13 protein-coding genes are annotated in these 19,037 nt (G+C 68.3%); 1 reads left to right on the top strand and 12 read right to left on the bottom strand.

Features of this window, described 5'->3' with window-relative positions; translation table 11 throughout:
• The first annotated feature begins 109 nt into the window (after positions 1-109).
• The gene (locus KF689_05000; protein MBX3132727.1) at positions 110-2,821 is read left to right on the top strand and encodes a carbohydrate binding family 9 domain-containing protein; all 2,712 of its coding nucleotides are present in this window, start codon (positions 110-112) and stop codon (positions 2,819-2,821) included.
• A 112-nt stretch (positions 2,822-2,933) separates the two neighbouring features.
• On the opposite strand, the gene radC is transcribed toward KF689_05000, so the two are convergent.
• The 12 genes from radC to KF689_04940 all read right to left on the bottom strand — a co-directional run bounded on the left by radC (position 2,934) and on the right by KF689_04940 (position 19,037).
• The gene (gene radC / locus KF689_04995; GenBank protein MBX3132726.1) at positions 2,934-3,614 is read right to left on the bottom strand and encodes a DNA repair protein RadC; all 681 of its coding nucleotides are present in this window, start codon (positions 3,612-3,614) and stop codon (positions 2,934-2,936) included.
• A gap of 244 nt (positions 3,615-3,858) precedes the next feature.
• Positions 3,859-7,011, bottom strand: coding sequence for a preprotein translocase subunit SecA (gene secA / locus KF689_04990; GenBank protein ID MBX3132725.1), 3,153 nt, complete (start codon positions 7,009-7,011; stop codon positions 3,859-3,861).
• A 7-nt stretch (positions 7,012-7,018) separates the two neighbouring features.
• Positions 7,019-7,606, bottom strand: coding sequence for a nicotinate-nucleotide adenylyltransferase (nadD, locus tag KF689_04985; GenBank protein ID MBX3132724.1), 588 nt, complete (start codon positions 7,604-7,606; stop codon positions 7,019-7,021).
• A gap of 9 nt (positions 7,607-7,615) precedes the next feature.
• Positions 7,616-8,389, bottom strand: a complete 774-nt coding sequence (gene bamD / locus KF689_04980; GenBank protein ID MBX3132723.1) for an outer membrane protein assembly factor BamD — start codon at positions 8,387-8,389, stop codon at positions 7,616-7,618.
• On the bottom strand, positions 8,389-9,345 hold the full coding sequence (locus KF689_04975) for an SDR family oxidoreductase (protein MBX3132722.1): 957 nt from the start codon (positions 9,343-9,345) through the stop codon (positions 8,389-8,391). Before KF689_04975 ends, bamD begins: the two co-directional genes overlap by 1 nt.
• Positions 9,342-10,649, bottom strand: a complete 1,308-nt coding sequence (locus KF689_04970) for a UDP-glucose/GDP-mannose dehydrogenase family protein (protein MBX3132721.1) — start codon at positions 10,647-10,649, stop codon at positions 9,342-9,344. The genes KF689_04975 and KF689_04970 overlap by 4 nt, the downstream gene beginning before the upstream one ends.
• Entirely contained in the window at positions 10,646-12,004 is a 1,359-nt protein-coding gene (locus KF689_04965; protein MBX3132720.1) for a nucleotide sugar dehydrogenase, read from the bottom strand. The genes KF689_04970 and KF689_04965 overlap by 4 nt, the downstream gene beginning before the upstream one ends.
• A 17-nt stretch (positions 12,005-12,021) precedes the next feature.
• On the bottom strand, positions 12,022-13,134 hold the full coding sequence (locus KF689_04960; protein MBX3132719.1) for a DegT/DnrJ/EryC1/StrS family aminotransferase: 1,113 nt from the start codon (positions 13,132-13,134) through the stop codon (positions 12,022-12,024).
• Between the two features lie 114 nt (positions 13,135-13,248).
• Positions 13,249-14,289 carry a Gfo/Idh/MocA family oxidoreductase gene (locus KF689_04955; GenBank protein MBX3132718.1) on the bottom strand — a complete coding sequence of 347 codons (1,041 nt, stop codon included), beginning with the start codon at positions 14,287-14,289 and terminating at the stop codon, positions 13,249-13,251.
• Positions 14,286-14,861, bottom strand: a complete 576-nt coding sequence (locus tag KF689_04950) for an N-acetyltransferase (protein ID MBX3132717.1) — start codon at positions 14,859-14,861, stop codon at positions 14,286-14,288. Before KF689_04950 ends, KF689_04955 begins: the two co-directional genes overlap by 4 nt.
• Positions 14,858-18,085, bottom strand: coding sequence for a carbamoyl-phosphate synthase large subunit (gene carB / locus KF689_04945; protein MBX3132716.1), 3,228 nt, complete (start codon positions 18,083-18,085; stop codon positions 14,858-14,860). The genes KF689_04950 and carB overlap by 4 nt, the downstream gene beginning before the upstream one ends.
• Positions 18,072-19,037, bottom strand: a complete 966-nt coding sequence (locus KF689_04940; protein MBX3132715.1) for an SDR family NAD(P)-dependent oxidoreductase — start codon at positions 19,035-19,037, stop codon at positions 18,072-18,074. The genes carB and KF689_04940 overlap by 14 nt, the downstream gene beginning before the upstream one ends.

Raw genomic sequence — 19,037 nt, 5'->3', positions numbered from 1 at the left:
CGCGCTGACACGGCGCTGACATCCTCCCCACCGCCCCTTCGCGCGGTGGCCACCACAACGCCACGGGCGGACTGTACGATGCCGGAGACTCATCTCCCTCCGGTTCACCGTGCAGAAACCCTCCGTTCTCGCCGTCAGCGCCCTCTCGATGCAGCTCGTCCTCTCGGTCGCGCTCCACGCACAATCGCCGACGCTCGTAAGTGCCAGCGCGGCGGATCGCGACCTGCGTCGCGCGGCAGCCAGCGCGGCGAGCCCCATCGAAGGGCGCAGCACCGCGGCACGCCGACGCGCCAACCCGGTCCGCATCGACGGCGTCCTCGACGCCGCCGAGTGGGAGACGGCCGCCGTCGCCACGAACTTCGTGCAGTCGTCGCCGCAGCCCGGGGCCGCCGCGACCCAACCAACTCGCGCGATGGTGCTCTTCGACGATCAGGCACTCTACGTCGCGCTGAGGATGGACGATAGCGCGCCCGACTCCATCATCGCCCCGCTCGCCCGCCGTGACTTCAACGGCTACTCCGACTGGGTGCACGTCATCATCGATTCGTATCAGGATCGACGGACGGCATTCCGCTTCGGGCTCAACCCGGCCGGCGTGAAGCGCGACTCCTACATCTCCGGCGACAACGAGTTCAGCGAGGACCTCGGGTGGGATGCCGTGTGGGATGGCGCCGCGCGCCGTGACGCGAGCGGGTGGACGGCCGAGTTCCGCATCCCGCTCTCGCAACTGCGCTTCGACGCAAGCCGCGAAACGAGTGAATGGGGCATCCAGTTCGCCCGCGACCTCGCGCGCCGCGCCGAGCGCTCGTCGTGGACGCTCGTCACGCCGGCACTCGGCGGCTTCGTGTCCCGGTTCGGCACGCTCACCGGCATCGAACCACCGTCGCGGATGCGCCGCGTGGAGCTGATGCCGTTCACGCTCAGCTCGCTGACCCACGCGCCTGCCCAGCCCGGCAACCCATTCTTCCGGCAGGATCGCGTCGCGCGCAGCGTGGGCGCCGACGTAAGGCTCGGCGTCACCAACGATCTCACGCTCTCGGCGTCCATCCTCCCGGACTTCGGCCAGGTGGAGGCGGATCCGGGGCTCGTGAACCTCAGCGGCATCGAGGTCGCCTTCGCCGAACGCCGTCCGTTCTTTGTCGAGGGCGGCGACCTCTTCCAGCAGGACATTTCCACGCAGAGCTGGATCGCCGGCCGCGATCAACTGTTCTACTCGCGTCGCATCGGGCGCAGCCCCCAGGGCAGCCTGCCGGGCAACGCCGCCCACGGCGAGCGCGTGGATGCCACGCGACTGCTCGGCGCGCTCAAGCTCTCGGGCAAGACGCGGGATGGCTGGGCCATCGGGGCACTCTCGGCGCTCACCGAGGAAACGCGCGTGCAGTTCGTCGATGGCGCAGGCGGGCCGGGCAGCAGCGTCATCGAACCGATGACGCATTACGGCGTGCTGCGACTCGCGCGTGACGTCAGCGGCGGCGAAGGCACCGTCGGCCTCTTCGCGACGTCCACACACCGGCGACTCGACGGGACGCCGCTCACCTCGTTGCGTAGCGGGGCGCTCGTGGGGGGCGTCACGATGCGCCGACGCTTCGCGGGCGCACGCTGGCAGGTGGAAGGCGCGTTCGTGGGGAGCGAGGTGCGCGGCACCGCGACCGCCATCACCGCGACACAACGCAGCATCACCCGCCTGTACCAGCGCTCAGACGCGCGGCATTTAGCCGTGGACTCGTCCGCGACTTCGCTCGTCGGGCTCGCAGCGAACGTCTCCATCGCCAAGACCGCCGGCGGCAACTTCCGGGCCGGACTCGGCTCCTCGCTCAAGACGCCGGGCTTCGAGGCCAACGACCTCGGCCTGATGGCGCGGGCGGATATGCTCCACACGGGAGGATGGCTCGGCTACGAATCCGTACAACAGACCCCCCGAACGCGGACGCGCTCGCTGTGGTTCAACTCGTGGTACCAGGTCACCACGGCCGGCGAGAACACGCTGCGCGGGGCGAGGCTCTTCGGGCGCACGCAGTTCCAGAGCTTCCGCACGCTCACCGCGGAGTACGGACTCGACGGCTCGGCGTTGGCCACGCATATGCTGCGCGGCGGACCCGCGTTGCTCATCCCCACCCGTCAGTCGCTGTTCGTCCGCTATGCCAGCGACCCGCGCAAACGCGCGAGCTTCGGGGTGGGCCACTTCTACCTGCGGGCCAGCGGCGCCGACGGATACGTGCACAACGTTACGCCCGACGTCACCCTCCGTCCGTCCCCCCGCGCGGAGATCACGCTTGGGACGCTCATCGCCCGCAATCGCCTGCCTTGGCAATTCATCGGCAACGCGACCTCCGCCGATGGCGCCCAGCGCTCCGTCGTCGGCGACCTGCAGCAGCGGCAACTGTCGTTGACCTCCCGCGTGAACTTCTCGTTCACGCCCAACGTCTCGCTGCAGCTCTACGCGCAGCCCTTCGTCGCCGCGGGACGCATCGCCGCGTTCGACGAAGTCGTCGCGCCGCGTGCGAGTACCTGGGCTGACCGCCTGCGCCGCTACCCTGCATCCGAGGTGCAGCGCAACGCCGACGGGCGCGTCACACTCGGCAGCGGCAGCTCCGCCGTCACGGTCACCGATCCCAGCTTTGGCCGCGCCCAGTTCCGCGGCAACGCCGTACTGCGCTGGGAGTACCGGCCCAGCTCAACGCTCTTCCTGGTCTGGACCCAGGCCCGCGACCACGACGGCGACCCGACGCAGCAGGGTCTCTCTCCGCACGGCAGTGGACTGCTCGGCAGCACCGGGACGAATGTGGTGACGGTGAAGTGGACGCACTGGATCGGGAGATGAGAGGATGGCGGATTGAGAGGACCACGTCCGCGACGCATCGTTGCGCGTGGGTCGCCCATTTCCCGGCTTCTGACTTCTGACCTCCGTCTTCCGTCTTCCCTCTTCCGTCTCGTCACAACAACCCCATCTCCGCAAACGAGACGAACCTTCCCCGTCCAATCACCACGTGATCGTGAATCGGGATATCCAACAACCGCCCCGCCGCCACTAGCTGGGTCGTAATCGCCCGATCGTCCGAACTCGGCGTCGGGTCCCCGCTGGGGTGATTGTGCACCAGCACGATGCTCGCCGCCCGCTCGGCGATCGCCTCCCGGAACACCTCCCGCGGGTGCACCAGCGAGGAGTTGAGGATGCCGCGCGTCACCAGCACATCGCGCTCCAACCGGTGCTGGGCATCGAGCACGGCCACGTGGAACTCCTCCACCGTCAGCCCTTCGAGTCGCGGGCCGTAGTAGCGCCACACGTCCCGCGGCCCGCGCAGCGGCTCGCCGTCGTCGTTGGACTCGGCGGCAAGGCGCCGCCCCAGCTCCAACGCCGCGTGCACCGCCAGCGCCCGCACCTCCCCCAGCCCGTGCACGGAGGTGAGCGTCGCCACCGGCAGTTGTCCCAACCGCCGTAGTGATCCTCCGGCGCGCTGCAGTATCGCCTCCGCCGCCGAGGCCGCCGACCGACCGCCCACGCCGGTTCCGAGCAGCAGGGCAAGGAGTTCAGAGGTGGTGAGCGCCTGCGATCCAAGCGCGCGCAGCCGCTCCCGCGGCCGGTCCTGCGGAGGCAAGTCGAGGACGGAAGTCATCCCGCGAGAATATCTGCCCCGCCACACAGCCCATCACCGATTTCTTGCCGATACGCGCACCGCGCACTCAAGACGCAGAAGAGGAGAAGCGCGCAATCACGCCTCCCCTCTCCCCGCGTCCATCTCCCAACCCTGTCCCCTCTCCCACCCATCTCCCATCTCCCAACCATCTCCCCTCTCCCAACCATCTCCCATCTCCCATCTCCCCGCCCTCACCCACCTCTCCCCCTCCCCTCTCCCTCTCTCACGCCCCGTGACACTTCTTAAACTTCTTCCCACTCCCACACGGACACGGATCATTCCTCCCCACGTTCGCATACTCCGACTCCCGCTTCGCCGCCGGAGCAGGCGCCGCCTGCGGTGCCTGCGGCACCCCGAACGGATCCGCCGCCGCTGACGGCGCCGACTCCGACGGCCCCGACGTCGACGTGATCACCGGCGGCAGCGGCTGCGGCGGCGGCTCGAACACCAGTTGCACCTTCAGGAAACGCTCCGCGAAGGTGTGCTGGACGTCGCGCATCAGGTCCTCGAACATCGAGAACGCGTCCGCCTTGTACTCCACCAGCGGATCCTTCTGCCCCCAGGAGCGGTAGCCGATCGCGGCGCGGAGCTGGTCGAGGTCGTAGAGGTGGTCCTTCCACTTCTCGTCCAGCACGCTGAGCATCACTAGCGCGAGCAGGCGCCCGCCGAACTCGCCGAGCGATTCGACCTTGGCGTGGAAGGCCTTCAGCGCCTCGGCGGCGCCTTCGTCCTGTGCCTCCTTCGACGTCGCGGCGCGACGGCCGTCTTCCTCGAAGCCCGGCACCCGCAGCAGGTACTGCATCATCAGGTCCTGCCGCAGCAGCTCGATGTCCCAGTCCTCCGGCGTCTCGTACTCCGCCAGGCCGGTCTCGATGCGCCGTGCCACGGCCGTCGTCACCATCCGTTCGGCCTCGCCCTTCAGTTCTTCGCCGCCCTCGAGCGCAAAAGAGCGCAGCGAGTAGATGACCTCGCGCTGCTGGTTCATCACGTCATCGTAGTCGAGCAGGCGCTTGCGCTGCTGGAAGTTTTGCAGCTCCACGCGCTTCTGGGCCTGCTCGATGGCGCGGGTGATGAGCGGGTGCGTCAGCACCTCGCCTTCCTGCGCCCCCAGGCCGTCCATCAGCCGGGCGATGCGGTCCGACCCGAACAGGCGCATCAGGTCGTCTTCCAGCGAGAGGAAGAACTGCGAGGCACCGGGGTCGCCCTGGCGGCCGGCGCGCCCGCGCAGCTGGCGGTCGATGCGCCGAGACTCGTGCCGCTCGGAGCCGATGATGTGCAGACCGCCCGGTTCGCTCACGTCCACGTCGCGGCCGTTCGGGTCCTTCACCACCGACGGACGCGATGCGCGCACGCCCTCGCCGAGTTTGATGTCCGTGCCGCGGCCGGCCATGTTCGTCGCGATCGTGATTGCGCCCGGCTGGCCCGCCAGCGAGACGATCTCCGCCTCGCGCTGGTGGAACTTGGCGTTGAGCACGTTGTGCGGCAGGCCCGCGCGCTGGAACATCCGCGAGAGCGTCTCCGAGGCCTCCACGCTGGCCGTACCCACCAGCACCGGGAAGCCGAGCTGGTGCAGACGCCGCGTCTCCTCGACGATGCCGTTGTACTTCTCGCGCCGCGTCTTGTAGATGAGGTCCTGCCGGTCGTCGCGCGCGATCGGCCGGTTGGTCGGGATGACCGCGACCTCCAGCCCGTAGATCTGGAAGAACTCGCCCTCCTCCGTCTCCGCCGTGCCCGTCATACCGGCCAGCTTCTCGTAGAGGCGGAAGTAGTTCTGGATGGTGATCGTCGCGAGCGTCTGCGTCTCGCCCTTCACCTGCACGCCTTCCTTGGCCTCCACCGCTTGGTGCAGGCCCTCGCTCCAGCGGCGGCCCGGCATCGTGCGGCCGGTGAACTCGTCCACGATCAGCACCTGCCCGTCCTGCACGACGTAGTTCACGTCCTTCTCGTAGAGGGCGTGCGCCTTGAGCAGCTGGTGGATGATGTTGAGCTTCTCGCTCTTGGCGGCGTACTCGGTCTCGATGTTCCGCCGCGCCTCGAGCTTGCCCTTGGCGTCCAGCGTCTCATCCTTGTCGATGCGCCCCATCGCCGAGGAGATGTCGGGCAGCACGAACTCGTCCGGGGACGACGGCGAGAGGAAGTCCACGCCGGCGTCGGTGAGGTGCACCGCGTGCCCCTTCTCGTCGAGCACGAAGAGCAGGTCGTCCTCGATGTCGCGGAACTGCTGCTTGGCCGCCGACTGCTTGCGGTCCGCCAGGTGCGCCAGCTCCTGCTGGAGGATCAGCTGCTTGACGCCCGTCTCCTGCATCACCTTCAGCAGGCGCTTGTTCTTCGGGCTGCCCATCCGCGCCTTGTAGAAGCACAGCGCCGCCGTGTCCTGGTCCCCGGCGGACAGCGCCTTCTCGCCCTTGGCCACGAGGTCGTTTGCCAGCTCCGTCTGCCGGCGCACCAGGCGCGACACGGCCGCGTTGTGCAGCGCGTAGGCCTGGTCGCCTTGGTTGCCCACCGGCCCGGAGATGATCAGCGGCGTCCGCGCTTCGTCGATCAGCACCGAGTCGACTTCGTCCACGATGGCGTAGACGTGCGCGCGCTGGACGCGCTGGTCCAGTGCCACCACCATATTGTCGCGCAGGTAGTCGAAGCCGAACTCGTTGTTCGTGCCGTAGGTGATGTCGCAGCCGTAGGCGGCGACGCGCTGCGGCGTGCCCGGCTCGGTGTCGTCGAGACAACCGACCGTCAGGCCCAGCCACTTGAAGAGGTGGCCCATCCACTGCGAGTCACGGCGCGCCAGGTACGAGTTCACCGTCACCAGGTGCGCCCCGCGGCCCGGCAGCGCGTTCAGGTACAGCGGCAACGTCGCCACCAGCGTCTTGCCTTCGCCCGTCGCCATCTCGGCGATGCGCCCCACGTGCAGCTGGTAGCCGCCGATGAGCTGCACGTCGTAGTGCACCATATCCCAGGTGAGGTCGTGTCCCGTCACCGAGACCGTGCTGCCCACCAGGCGACGCGCCGCCTCGCGCACCGTCGCGAAGGCCTCGGGCAGCAACTCGTCCAGCACCTCGCTCAGCAGCTCGCGGTACTCGCCCTCAAGGCCGCCGCGGCCGTCCGGCCCCACCAGCTCCAGGTCGATGGCATCGCGCGTGGCCGCCTCGGCCGCCTCGTGCTTCTGGCGCTTGCGCTCGGCAATCCGCTCCTGCACGTCGGCCGTCCGCTCGGTGATCATCGCGCGGAACTTGGCCGTCTGCGCCTGGATCTCCTCGTCGCGCAGCCCCTTCAGCCGCTCGCCGATGGAATTGATCTCGTCCACGATCGGCTGGACGCGCTTCTGTTCACGCTCGTGGCGGGTCCCGAACACGGCCCCGAAAAGCTTCTTCAGCATTCTGTCGTCACTCGGTGGTAGTGCGGTACAGCCCGTGGGCGGCGATGTAGTCGGCCACGGCATCCGGCACGAAGCCCCGGATGCTGCGCCCGGCCCCGACTCGTACGCGGATCTCCGTGGCGGAGATGTCCACGCGACGTGACGGCAGCGGCTGGACACGGAACCCCGCCGGCTTCGGCATCGGTCCGTCCCCGCGTCCCGCTACAGCCACCTGCACGAGCAAGGCCAATGCCTCGGTCTCGCGCCATTGTGGCAGGGTCGCCGCCGTGTCTGCTCCCATCAGCAGGAACAGCTCGGCGTCTGGATGCGCGGTCCTGAGGCCCCGCACCGTATCAATCGTGAAAGATAACCCGCCGCGGGTGACCTCCGAATCATCCACGTGGAATCGGGAGTCGGCAGCGGCCAGGAGCCGCACCATCGCCAGCCGGTGCTCGGCGGCCGTCATCGGCACGCCTTGCTTCAGCGGCTGGCGCGCCGCCGGGACGAACACCAGCTGGTCCAATCCGAGGGCCTCGACGGCATCCAGCGCGAGCAACAGGTGCCCGATGTGCGGCGGATCGAAGGTCCCGCCCAAGATGCCGATGCGCGTGGCCACGCCTCGCGGTCAGGCCCCGCCAGCCGGCGTCGCGGCTGTCGGCATCTTGCAGATGCGCAGCACATCGGCGTCGGTCGGGAATCCAGCACGCAGCGCCGAGCACACCTCTTCGGCGTCCTCGAGATAGTTCAGCGCCGGCAACCGGTACACCTCGACCAGCCGCAGCATCGCCTGGCGCGCCTTGTCCGAGTTGGGGTAGTTCGTCACCACGTCGCGGAAGTAGATGATCGCCGAGTCGTAGGCCTTGCGCCGCACGTAGTGCATTCCCGTCTCGTAGTCCTTGGCGGCGAACCACTCATCGAGCTGCTCCAGCGCGATGACGGTGGAGTCCACGAAGGGCGAGTTCGGGAACACGCCCTGCAGCAGGCGGAACTGCGCCTGCGCCAGGATGCCGTACTGGGGGTCCAGGGACGGTCGCCGCCACAGCTCGCGGTAGGAGACACCCGCCATCCACATCGCGTCGTCCGCGAGTTCGTGATTCGGGAACTGCTCCGCCAGTCGATTGAAGCTCTGCGCCGCCAGCAGGCGCTCGGCACTAAGGCGGCGCGACTGCCCGAGGTACCAATGCGCGATGGGCAGCAGCGTGTCGCGCGTCGGGAGGTCGAAGGTCAGGCGCTCGAAGGCCAGCACCGCGTCGGAGTACTTCTTCTTCTCGAAGCGTTCCATTCCCGCGGCGAACAGGGCCGTCGCCGTCGGGTAGCGACGGACGTTGAAGCTGCGGAAGCAGGCCCCGGCGGCGAGAATCACCAGAAGCAGGAACAGGGTGGAGCGGAAGCGAGGCATTACGTCGGGGGTTGCAGGCGCGGCGAGCCTTCGAGGCCGCGGAAGTATTCGATCGTGCGCTGGAGGCCTTCACGTAGTTGGACACTCGGCTCCCAGCCAAGGATGCCCTTGGCCCGGGTGATGTCCGGCTGCCGGACCTTGGGATCGTCAGCCGGTAGCGGGAGCGAGGTGACCGTGGAAGTACTACCCGTCAGCTCGATGACCAGTTCGGCCAACTGCCGCACCGTGAACTCGTTGGGGTTGCCGATGTTCACCGGCATCCGCTCGTCGGAGTTGAACAGGCGGTAGATGCCCTCGACCTCGTCCTCCACATAGCAGAACGAGCGAGTCTGCGAACCATCGCCGTAGAGCGTGAGGGGTTCGCCGTGCAGGGCCTGCACGATGAAATTCGAGACCACACGCCCGTCGTGCGGGCGCATCCGCGGGCCGTAGGTGTTGAAGATGCGCACGATGCGCGTCTCCACGCCCTGGGCACGGTGGTAGGCCATCGTCATCGCCTCGGCGAAGCGCTTGGCCTCGTCGTAGCAGCCGCGCGGCCCCACGGGATTCACGTTGCCCCAGTACGATTCGGGCTGCGGGTGGATCAGCGGGTCGCCGTAGACCTCGCTGGTGGAGGCCAGCAGGAACTTGGCGCCCTTGGCCAGCGCGATGCCCAGCGCGTTGTGCGTGCCGAGCGAGCCCACCTTCAGGGTCTGGATCGGCATATGCAGATAGTCCACCGGGCTGGCCGGCGAGGCGAAGTGCAGCACGCCGTCGAGGTGGCCGGCGATGTACGTGTACTCGGAGATGTTGTGCCGCAGGAAGTGGAACCGCTCCTGCCCCATCAGGTGCGCGATGTTCTCGGGATGCCCGGTGAGGAAGTTGTCGAGCCCCACCACTTCGTGACCGTCCCGAAGGAAGCGGTCACAGAGGTGGGAACCGAGGAAGCCCGCCGCGCCCGTGATGAGGACCCTCACTCGCGGCCCCGTCCGATGGACCGGTAGGTGAAGCCCAACGCGCGCATCTTGGCCGGATCGTAGAGGTTGCGACCGTCCACGACGACCGGGGCCTTCAACTCACGCTTCAGGCGCTCGAAGTCCGGGAAGCGATACTCGTTCCAGTCCGTCACGATCACCAGCGCATCGGCACCCTTGACCGCGTCGTGGTTCGTCTTCGCGTATTCGATGCGCTTGCCGATCCGGCGCTCGGTCTCGTGCATCGCGGCGGGGTCGTGCGCCACCACCGTCGCGCCGGCCGCCAGCAGCTCCTCGATCAGCACCAGCGCCGGCGACTCGCGCATATCGTCGGTGTTGGCCTTGAAGGCCAGGCCCCAGAGCGCGATGCGCTTGCCCTTGAGGTTCGCGCCGAGCACGGCGCGGACCTTCTCCGACAGCCGGTGCTTCTGCTTCTCGTTGGCGTCTTCCACGGCCTTGAGCACGCCCATCGGCGCGCCCTGCTCCTCCGAGGTGCGCATCAGCGCCTTCACGTCCTTGGGGAAGCAGCTGCCGCCGTAGCCCGGGCCCGGGAACAGGAACGCCGGACCGATGCGCGAGTCCGAGCCGATGCCCTTGCGCACCAGGTCCACGTTGGCGCCGACCTTCTCGCAGAGATTCGCGATCTCGTTCATAAAGGAGATGCGCGTCGCCAGCATCGCGTTCGCCGCGTACTTGGTCATCTCCGCCGAGGGGATGTCCATAAAGATGATCGGCTTGCCCGTGCGCACGAACGGCGCGTACAGCTCGCCCATCCGCTCGCGGGCGAAGTCCGACTCCACGCCGACGACCACGCGGTCCGGCTTCATAAAGTCGTCCACCGCCGCGCCTTCCTTCAGGAACTCCGGGTTGGAGCACATATGGAAGGTCACCGTGGCGTTCGGCCGGATGGCCGCCGCGACCTTCTCGGCGGTGCCCACCGGAACCGTCGACTTGGTCACGACCACCACCTCGCGCGCCGCGTGCTTGCCGATGCTGTCGGCCACCGCCAGGACGTGCTTGAGGTCGGCCGAGCCGTCCTCATCGGGTGGGGTCCCCACGGCGATGAAGATCACCTCGGCGTCGCGGATCGCCGCCGGCACGTCCGTCGTGAAGCTCAGCCGTCCGGCCGCCTGGTTGCGCTCGACGTACTCCTCGAGGCCCGGCTCGTAGATGGGCAGGACATTCTGCTTGAGCCCGTCGATCTTGTTCTGGTCCACGTCTGCACAGCTGACGTCGTTGCCGGTTTCCGAGAGGCAGGCGCCGACGACGAGGCCGACGTATCCAGTGCCGATGACGGTGATCTTCACGAACTCGCTCGGTCAGGGGTGATCGGACGGCGCTGTGCCGTCAGCGGGATTGCGCGCGCCTTCGAGGGCGTCACGCGGGCCAGGGCATTCCGGGTATCCACGACCAGCGTGGCGTGATCGACCACGAACTGGTAGTCCAAGTCCGTGTGGTCGGTCACGATGACGACCGCGTCGGCCTTGGCCAGCTCGTCCTTGTTGAGTGGCACGCTCCACGCCTCGTGCCCGTCTTCGCGGAACGTCGGCACGAAGGGATCGTGGTACACCACCAAGGCGCCGCGCGCCTCGAGCAGCCGCATCACGTCCAGCGCCGGCGACTCCCGCATATCGTCGATGTCCTTCTTGTAGGCGATGCCCAGGACGAGGATGCGGCTGCCGTTCACCGCCTTGCGGTCCTCGTTGAGCGCGTGCGCGACCTTCTCGACGACGAAGTCCGGCATCGCCGAGTTGACCTCGCTCGCGAGGTCGATGAAGCGCGTCTTGTAATTCAGCGAACGCATCTTCCACGCGAGGTAGTGCGGGTCCAGCGGGATGCAATGCCCGCCGATGCCAGGCCCCGGCGTGAACTTCATAAACCCGAACGGCTTGGTCGCAGCCGCGTCGATCACTTCCCACACGTCCACGCCGAGGCGCTCGCAGACGATGGCCATCTCGTTCACGAGGCCGATGTTCACCGAGCGGAACGTGTTCTCCAGCAGCTTCACCAGTTCGGCCGCCTCCGGCGACGTCACCGGCACCACCGTGTCGATGGTCGAGGAGTAGAAGCGCGCCGCGACCTCGTTGCAGGCCGGCGTGATGCCGCCCACGACCTTGGGTGTGTTCTTCGTGTGCCAGGTCGGGTTGCCGGGGTCCACGCGTTCCGGCGAGAACGCGAGGAACACGTCCTCCCCGATTGTCAGGCCCATCTCTTCGAGCCGCGGCTGCAGCAGTTCGCGTGTCGTGCCCGGGTACGTGGTGCTCTCCAACACGATGAGCTGGCCGGGGCGGGCGCGCGCGGCCACGGTCTCGGCAGCCGCGACGACGTACGACATATCGGGGTCGCGCGTCTTCGCCAGCGGCGTCGGCACCGCAATCGAAATCGTATCGGCCTCCGTGAGCCGCGCCGCATCCGTCGTCGCCGCGAACTTGCCGCTCTTCACGTGCTTGGCGACCTGGGCCTTCGGCACGTCCTGGATGTGCGACTCCCCGCGCGTCAGGAGGTCCACGACGCGTTGGCTAACGTCGTACCCGACGACCTGGAACCCGGCTTCACAGAGCTCCATCGCCAGCGGCAGTCCCACGTAGCCCAGACCGATGACGGCGGCCACGGCCGAGCGGTCGTCGATCTTGCGGAGCAGCGTCGACTTCGTGTCAGTCATCTTGGATGTGTTGAGTGCTACTTGCCGAAGAACGAGCGCACGCCCGCCACGACCTCGTCCAACTGCGCCCGCGTCAGTTCAGGGTACACCGGCAGCGACACGACTTCCTCCGCCGCCTTCTCCGCCTCCGGGCAGGCCCCGGCCTTGTAGCCGAGGTACGCGAAGCAGGGCTGCAGGTGCAACGGCAGCGGGTAATACACCGAGTGCCCGATGCCCTTGGCCTTGAGATGCTCCTTCAGGGCGTCCCGCTTGGGCACGCGGATGGTGTACTGGTTGTAGATGCTCTCGTTGGCCGGGTCGATGTGCGGCGGCACGATGTCCGCGATGTCGGCGAAGGCCTGGGTGTAGTAGGCCGCGTTCTCGCGACGCTTGGCGCTCCACGCCGCCAGGTGCGGCAGCTTGGCCAGCAGCACCGCCGCCTGCAGCGCATCCAACCGCGAGTTGTAGCCCACTTCCTCGTGGAAGTACGTCTGCACCGACCCGTGCGTGCGCAGGCGCATCAAGCGCTTGAACAGTGTCTCGTCCTGCGTGACAATCATCCCGCCGTCGCCGTAGCCGCCGAGGTTCTTGGACGGGAAGAACGAAAAGGTCCCGATCGTCGCCGCCTGCCCCGCCATCGTCCACTCGCCGCCGATCTTCCGGCGCGCGCCGATGCTCTGCGCCGCGTCCTCGATGATCGGCATACCCGGCAGCAGCGCGCGGATCTCCTCGAGGGCCGCCATCTGTCCGAACAGGTCCACCGGGATGATGGCCTTGGTCTTGGCCGTCACGGCCGCCGCCGCGAGGTCCGGGCGGATGTTGTAGGTCTTGGGGTCAATGTCCACGAACACCGGCGTCGCGCCGACGTTGTGGATCGTGCCCGCCGTCGCGAAGAACGTGAACGGCGTCGTCACCACCTGGTCGCCGGCGCCGATGTCCAGCGCGCGCATCGCAATGAGGATCGCGTCGGTCCCGTTGGCGCAACCCACGGCGTACTTGGTCTGCGACAGCGCGGCGACCTCGGACTCGAGCTTCTGCACGGGTTCGCCGAGGATGAAGGCCTGCGCATCCACCACCTTCATCACTTCGGCGACGACCTCGTCGCGGATGGTCGCGTGCTGGGCCTTCAGGTCAAGAAGAGGGACAGCCATCGGAATCGCACCTTGGGGACAGAAGAAAGGCCCGCGCGGACCTCCGCGCGAGCCTTGTAAGTTCGCTTGGGGCCGCGACATAGTCAACGAATCCCCCGCCCCGAAACCGGCCCTCTACAGCGTCGCGCGCAGGGGGAGGGGGACCTCCCGGCCCGTCTTGGCCGACTCGTAGATCCCGAGGATCAGTTCCAGGGACTTCCGGCCACCCCGCCCGTCCGTGTCTGGCACCGCCTCGCCCCGCAGCACCCGGAGCACGTTCCGGTAGTAGGGCTCGTGCCCGAAGCCGTAGACGGACGGCGGATCGGTGTTCACCCGGTCCACCTCGGCGTCGTCCGGGTCCGCGTCCGCAAAGGCCCAGTGCTCGATCTTGTTGACCGCCGTCCCGCCGATCTTCACGGTGCCGCGCTCCCCGATCAGCGTGAACGAGCCCTCGAGGTTCTTCGGGTAGGTCAGCATCGTGACCTCGATCACGCCCAAGGCCCCGTTGCGGAACTTGAGCACCGCCGCACCCGTGTCCTCGGCCTCGATGCGCCGGGCCAAGGTCGCCGTCTTGGCCACCACGCTCTCCACGGGCCCCACCAGCCACTGCATCAGGTCCACGTAGTGCGAGGCCTGGTTCATAAACGCCCCGCCGTCGAACTCCCAGGTCCCGCGCCACGGCGCCTGGTCGTAGTACTCCTGCGGGCGGGCCCAGTGGACCGTGGTGTTGGCCAGGAAGAGCCGCCCGAAGCGCCCTTTGTCGAGGGCGCGCTTCACCAGCTGCACCGTGGCGTTCAGCCGGTTCTGCTTCACCACGAACAACTGCACGCCGGCCGCGTCGCAGGCCTGCACCAGCGCGTCGGCCGAGGCCAGCGTGATCGCCATCGGCTTCTCGGAGATGACGTGCTTGCCGGCCTTGGCCGCGAGCACGCCCTGCGACGGGTGCAGCCCGCTGGGCGTGGCGATGGCCACCGCGTCGCAGTCCGCCTCGGCCAGCATCGTCTCGTAGCTCGTGTACCACGGCACGTTCCAGCGCTCGCCGGTGCCGCGGGCGCGCGTCTCCACGACGTCGCAGACCGCAGAGAGCGCCAGCCCGTCGATCTTGCCGATGGCTTCGAGATGGTTTGCGCTGATGCGGCCGCAGCCCACGAGCGCGATGCGGATGGGCGTACTCATCGGCCCGTCGGCTGCAGCGCGTCGCCACGCAGCTCGTACGCCGTTCCGCAGGCGGCACAGCGGTACGTCGGCCCGGTACCACGCAGCATCTCGCCGCAGGCGCAGGCCCAACCGCTGCGCCGCGCCGGCACACCCGTCATCACGGCGTAGGCGGGAACGTCCTTGGTCACCACCGCACCGGCGCCCACGAAGGCGTACTCGCCCAGCGTCACGCCACAGACGATCGTCGCGTTGGCGCCGATGCTCGCGCCGCGCTTCACCAACGTCGGCCGGTACTGATTCTTGCGCGACACGTGGCTGCGCGGGTTCACGACGTTGGTGAATACCATCGACGGACCGCAGAACACATCGTCCTCGAGCGTCACGCCTTCGTACAGCGACACGTTGTTCTGGATCTTCACGCGGTCCCCGACGCACACGCCGTTCATCACCACGACGTTCTGCCCGATGCTGCAGTCCTTGCCGATGACCGCGCCCGGCATCACGTGGCAGAAATGCCAGATCTTGGTGCCCGCGCCGACCTGCGCGCCGTCATCCACGTAGGACGACTCGTGCACGAAGGGCGCGCTCATCCGCGCATCCCCTGCCACTCCTGCAGGCTCTTCACGCTCGGCTTCGTCGTGCGCAGCGTCTCGATGGCCTCGCAGGCCGCGCTCGCGCCGCTCAGCGTGGTCGTATACGGCACGCGGTTGGCCACCGCCGCCTGCCGCATCGAGTAGTCGTCCTTCTGCGCCCGCTTGCCCAGCGGCGTGTTGATCAGCAACTGCAGCTCGCCGTTCACCATCAGGTCGATGCCGTTGGGACGGCCGCCGCTCACCTTGAACACGCGCGTCGTCGCGATGCCCTCGCCCTCCAGATGCCGCGCCGTGCCCTCCGTGGCCACGAGCCCGAATCCGAGCTTCGCGAAGCGCGCCGCGATCGTCGCCGCCTTGGCCTTGTCGCGGTCGTTCACCGTCAGCATCACCTGCCCCTCGCGCGGCAGGCCGTTGCCGGCCGAGAGCTCGGCCTTGGCATACGCCATCCCGAAGCTGTCGCTGATGCCCATCACCTCGCCCGTCGAACGCATCTCCGGGCCGAGAATCGGGTCGAACTCGCGGAACTTGGTGAAGGGGAACACTGCCTCCTTCACGCTCACGAACGGCGCCACGATCTCCTCGGTGTAGCCGAGTTGCTCCAGCGTCTCGCCAAGCATCACCCGCGCCGCCAGCGAGGCCAGCGGCTTCCCGATGGTCTTGGACACGAACGGCACCGTCCGCGAGGCACGCGGGTTCACCTCGAGCACGTACACCACGCCGTCCTTGATGGCGTACTGCACGTTGATCAGGCCCACCACGCCCAGCGCCTTGGCGAAGGCGATGGTGTGCGCGCGCATCTGGTCCTGGTGCTCCTTGCCAATCAAGAACGGCGGCAGCACGCAGGCCGAGTCGCCGGAATGGATGCCCGCGTCCTCGATGTGCTCCATCACGCCGCCGATCACCACCGTCGTCCCGTCGCTGAGCGCGTCCACGTCCGCCTCGAAGGCGTCCTCGAGGAAGGCGTCCACCAGCACCGGCCGGTCCTCGCTCACGCGCACGGCGCGCTGGAAGTAATCGCGCAGGCTGGGCTCGTCGTACACGATCTCCATCGCGCGGCCACCCAGCACGTAGCTGGGCCGCAGCAGCACCGGGTAGCCGATGCGCTCGGCGATCGCCACCGCCTCCGGCACGCTCGTCGCCGTGCCATTGGGCGGCTGCTGCACGCCCAGCTCGCGCGCCAGCTGCTCGAAGCGCTTGCGGTCCTCGGCGATGTCGATCGCTTCCGGTGACGTGCCCAGGATCGTCACGCCTGCGGCCTCGAGCGGCTTCACCAGCTTGAGCGGCGTCTGCCCGCCGAGCTGGACGATCACGCCCACCGGCTGCTCGCGGTCCACGATCTCCAGCACGTCCTCGAAGGTCAGCGGCTCGAAGTACAGCTTGTCCGAGGTGTCGTAATCCGTCGAGACGGTCTCCGGGTTGGAGTTGACCATAATCGTCTCGTAGCCCGCCTCGCGCAGCGCGATTGCCGCGCGCACGCAGCAGTAGTCGAACTCCACGCCCTGCCCGATGCGGTTCGGGCCGCTGCCGAGGATGACCACCGACTTCCGCCCCGTCCGCGGCGCCTCGCTCTCCTCGTCGTACGACGAGTAGAGGTACGGCGTGTTCGACGGGAACTCGCCGGCGCAGGTATCCACCATCTTGTAGGCCGGCCGCACGCCCAGCGCCCAGCGGCGCTCGCGCGCCTGCTGCTCCGTCTCGCCCCGCAGCGCCGCGAGCTGGCGGTCGCTGAAGCCCATCCGCTTCATCCGCCGCACCAGGCGCGCGTCCACCTGCTGAGCCGCGGCATAGGCACGCTCGGCGGTGAGCAGTTCCTCGAACTGCCGCAGGAACCAGGGATCCATTCCCGTGCGTTCCTGCACTTCCTCGACGGTCATCCCGAGCAGCATCCCGCGCTTGATCTGGAACATCCGCTCAGGTACCGGCACCGGCAGCGCCGCACGCACCGCATCGAGCGAGTCGTCGGCCACGCGGTCGTCCACCGGCCGCTCGCCGACCACCCAGCCGGCGCGCCCGGTCTCCAGCGCGCGCAGGGCCTTCTGGAAGGCTTCCTTGAACGTGCGCCCCATCGCCATCGACTCGCCCACCGACTTCATCTGCGTCGTGAGCGTCGTGTTGGCACCGGGGAACTTCTCGAACGCGAAGCGCGGGACCTTCACCACCACATAGTCGAGCACCGGCTCGAAGCTCGCCGGCGTCGTCTTGGTGATGTCGTTGGGGATCTCGTCCAGCGAGTAGCCCACCGCCAGCTTGGTCCCGATGCGCGCGATGGCGAAGCCCGTCGCCTTCGACGCCAGCGCCGAGGAGCGCGACACGCGCGGGTTCATCTCGATGACGACCATCTCGCCGTCCGCCGGGTTCACCGCGAACTGGATGTTACAGCCGCCCGCAGCCACGCCGATCTTGCGGATCACCGCCTGCGCCGCGTCGCGCATCACCTGGTACTCGCGGTCCGACAGCGTCATCGCCGGCGCACAGGTGATCGAGTCACCCGTGTGGATGCCCATCGGGTCGAGGTTCTCGATCGAGCAGATGATGACGACGTTGTCCTGCGCGTCGCGCATCACCTCGAGCTCGTACTCCTTCCAGCCGAGCAGCGAGCGCTCGATCAGCACTTGAGAGATCGGCGACTGGTCGAGCCCGTACTTCACGATCCGCTCGTACTCCTCGCGGTTGTACGCGATGCCACCGCCGGTGCCACCCAGCGTGAACGCCGGCCGGATGATCGCCGGGAATCCCGTCCACTCGGCGATCTCCAGCGCCTCCTCCCACGTCGTCGCGATCTTGCCTTCCGGGCACTTGAGCCCGATCTCGGCCATCGCCTCGGCGAAGAGCTTGCGGTCCTCGGCCACCGCGATCGCCCGCGCGTTCGCGCCGATCAGCTCCACGCCGTGCTTCTCCAGCACGCCGCGCTCGTGCAGCGCCATCGCCACGTTCAGCGCCGTCTGGCCGCCCATCGTCGGCAGCAGCGCATCGGGCTTCTCCCGCTCGATGATCAGCTCCACGTACTCCGGCGTCACCGGCTCGATGTACGTGCGGTCCGCGACTTCCGGATCCGTCATAATCGTCGCCGGGTTCGAGTTCACGAGGATGACCTCGTAGCCCTCCTCGCGAAGCGCCTTGGCGGCCTGCGTGCCGGAGTAGTCGAACTCGGCACCCTGTCCGATGACGATCGGGCCGGAGCCAATGAGGAGGATGCGATGGATATCGTTACGACGCGGCATCGAGCAAGTCGGAGATGATGTCGGTGCGGGACTTCACGGGGGTCCAACCGGTCGCGGCGCGGAGCTTGGCATTGCTGCCGACCAGCACGGGGACGTCCACGGCGCGCTGCAGCGCTGGATCCACCTCGAGGGGGGCGCGCACGCCCGCCGCGGCCAGCACTTCGGCCGCCAGTTCTCCCACGCGGACCCCAATCCCACTGCAGACGTTGTAGACCTCGCCCGGGTGCCCGCGCGAAACCAGAGAAATATACGCAGAGACCACGTCCTCCACGTGCAGGAAGTCGCGGACCACGTCGGTGTTGCCGATGCGCACCGGCTGGCCCGTGCGGCGGGCTTCTCGGGCGCGCCCCACCAGCGATGGCAGCAGGAAGCTGGCCGCCTGCCCGGCGCCCGAGTGGTTGAACGAGCGCGTGCAGACCACCCGCAGGCCCGCCTCGCGGGCAAAGCCGAGCGCTGCGTGCTCCTGCGCCACCTTCGTGGCCCCGTAGACGGTCTTGGGCTCGCAGGCGGCCGTCTCGGCAAGCGGCATCGCCTCGGCCGGTTGCGCGCCGTACTGCTCGGCGCTGCCCACGATGACGATCGCCGGATCGGCGGTGCCAGCCGCGCGCGCGGCCGCGGTGGCGCGCAGCAGCTCCGTCGCCGCCCCGACGTTGACGGCGTAGGCGCGTTCGACGTCGGCCGCTGCCGTGGCCTGGAAGGCGATGCCCGCGAGGTGAAGGACGGCGTCCGGTGGCGCCGCGTCGAGCAGGGCCAGGACGCGCGAGCCCGCGCTGGCCTGCGGCGAGAGGTCCATCGCCTCCCAGCGCACGGCGCCGCGCTCGGGCGCCGTCAGGATTCCCGCCGTGGGCGCCCCCTCCAGCGAGACGCCGACCACTTCCCAACCCTCACGGAGCAACGCACGGCAGGTCCACTGGCCAACGAATCCCGCCGCCCCCGTGACGAGTGCGCGCAC

The organism is Gemmatimonadaceae bacterium, from assembly GCA_019637355.1.
Classification (GTDB): Bacteria; Gemmatimonadota; Gemmatimonadetes; order Gemmatimonadales; family Gemmatimonadaceae; genus Pseudogemmatithrix.
Note: the sequence above shows the minus strand (reverse complement) of the source record. Positions and strands in the feature narration are given on the sequence as shown.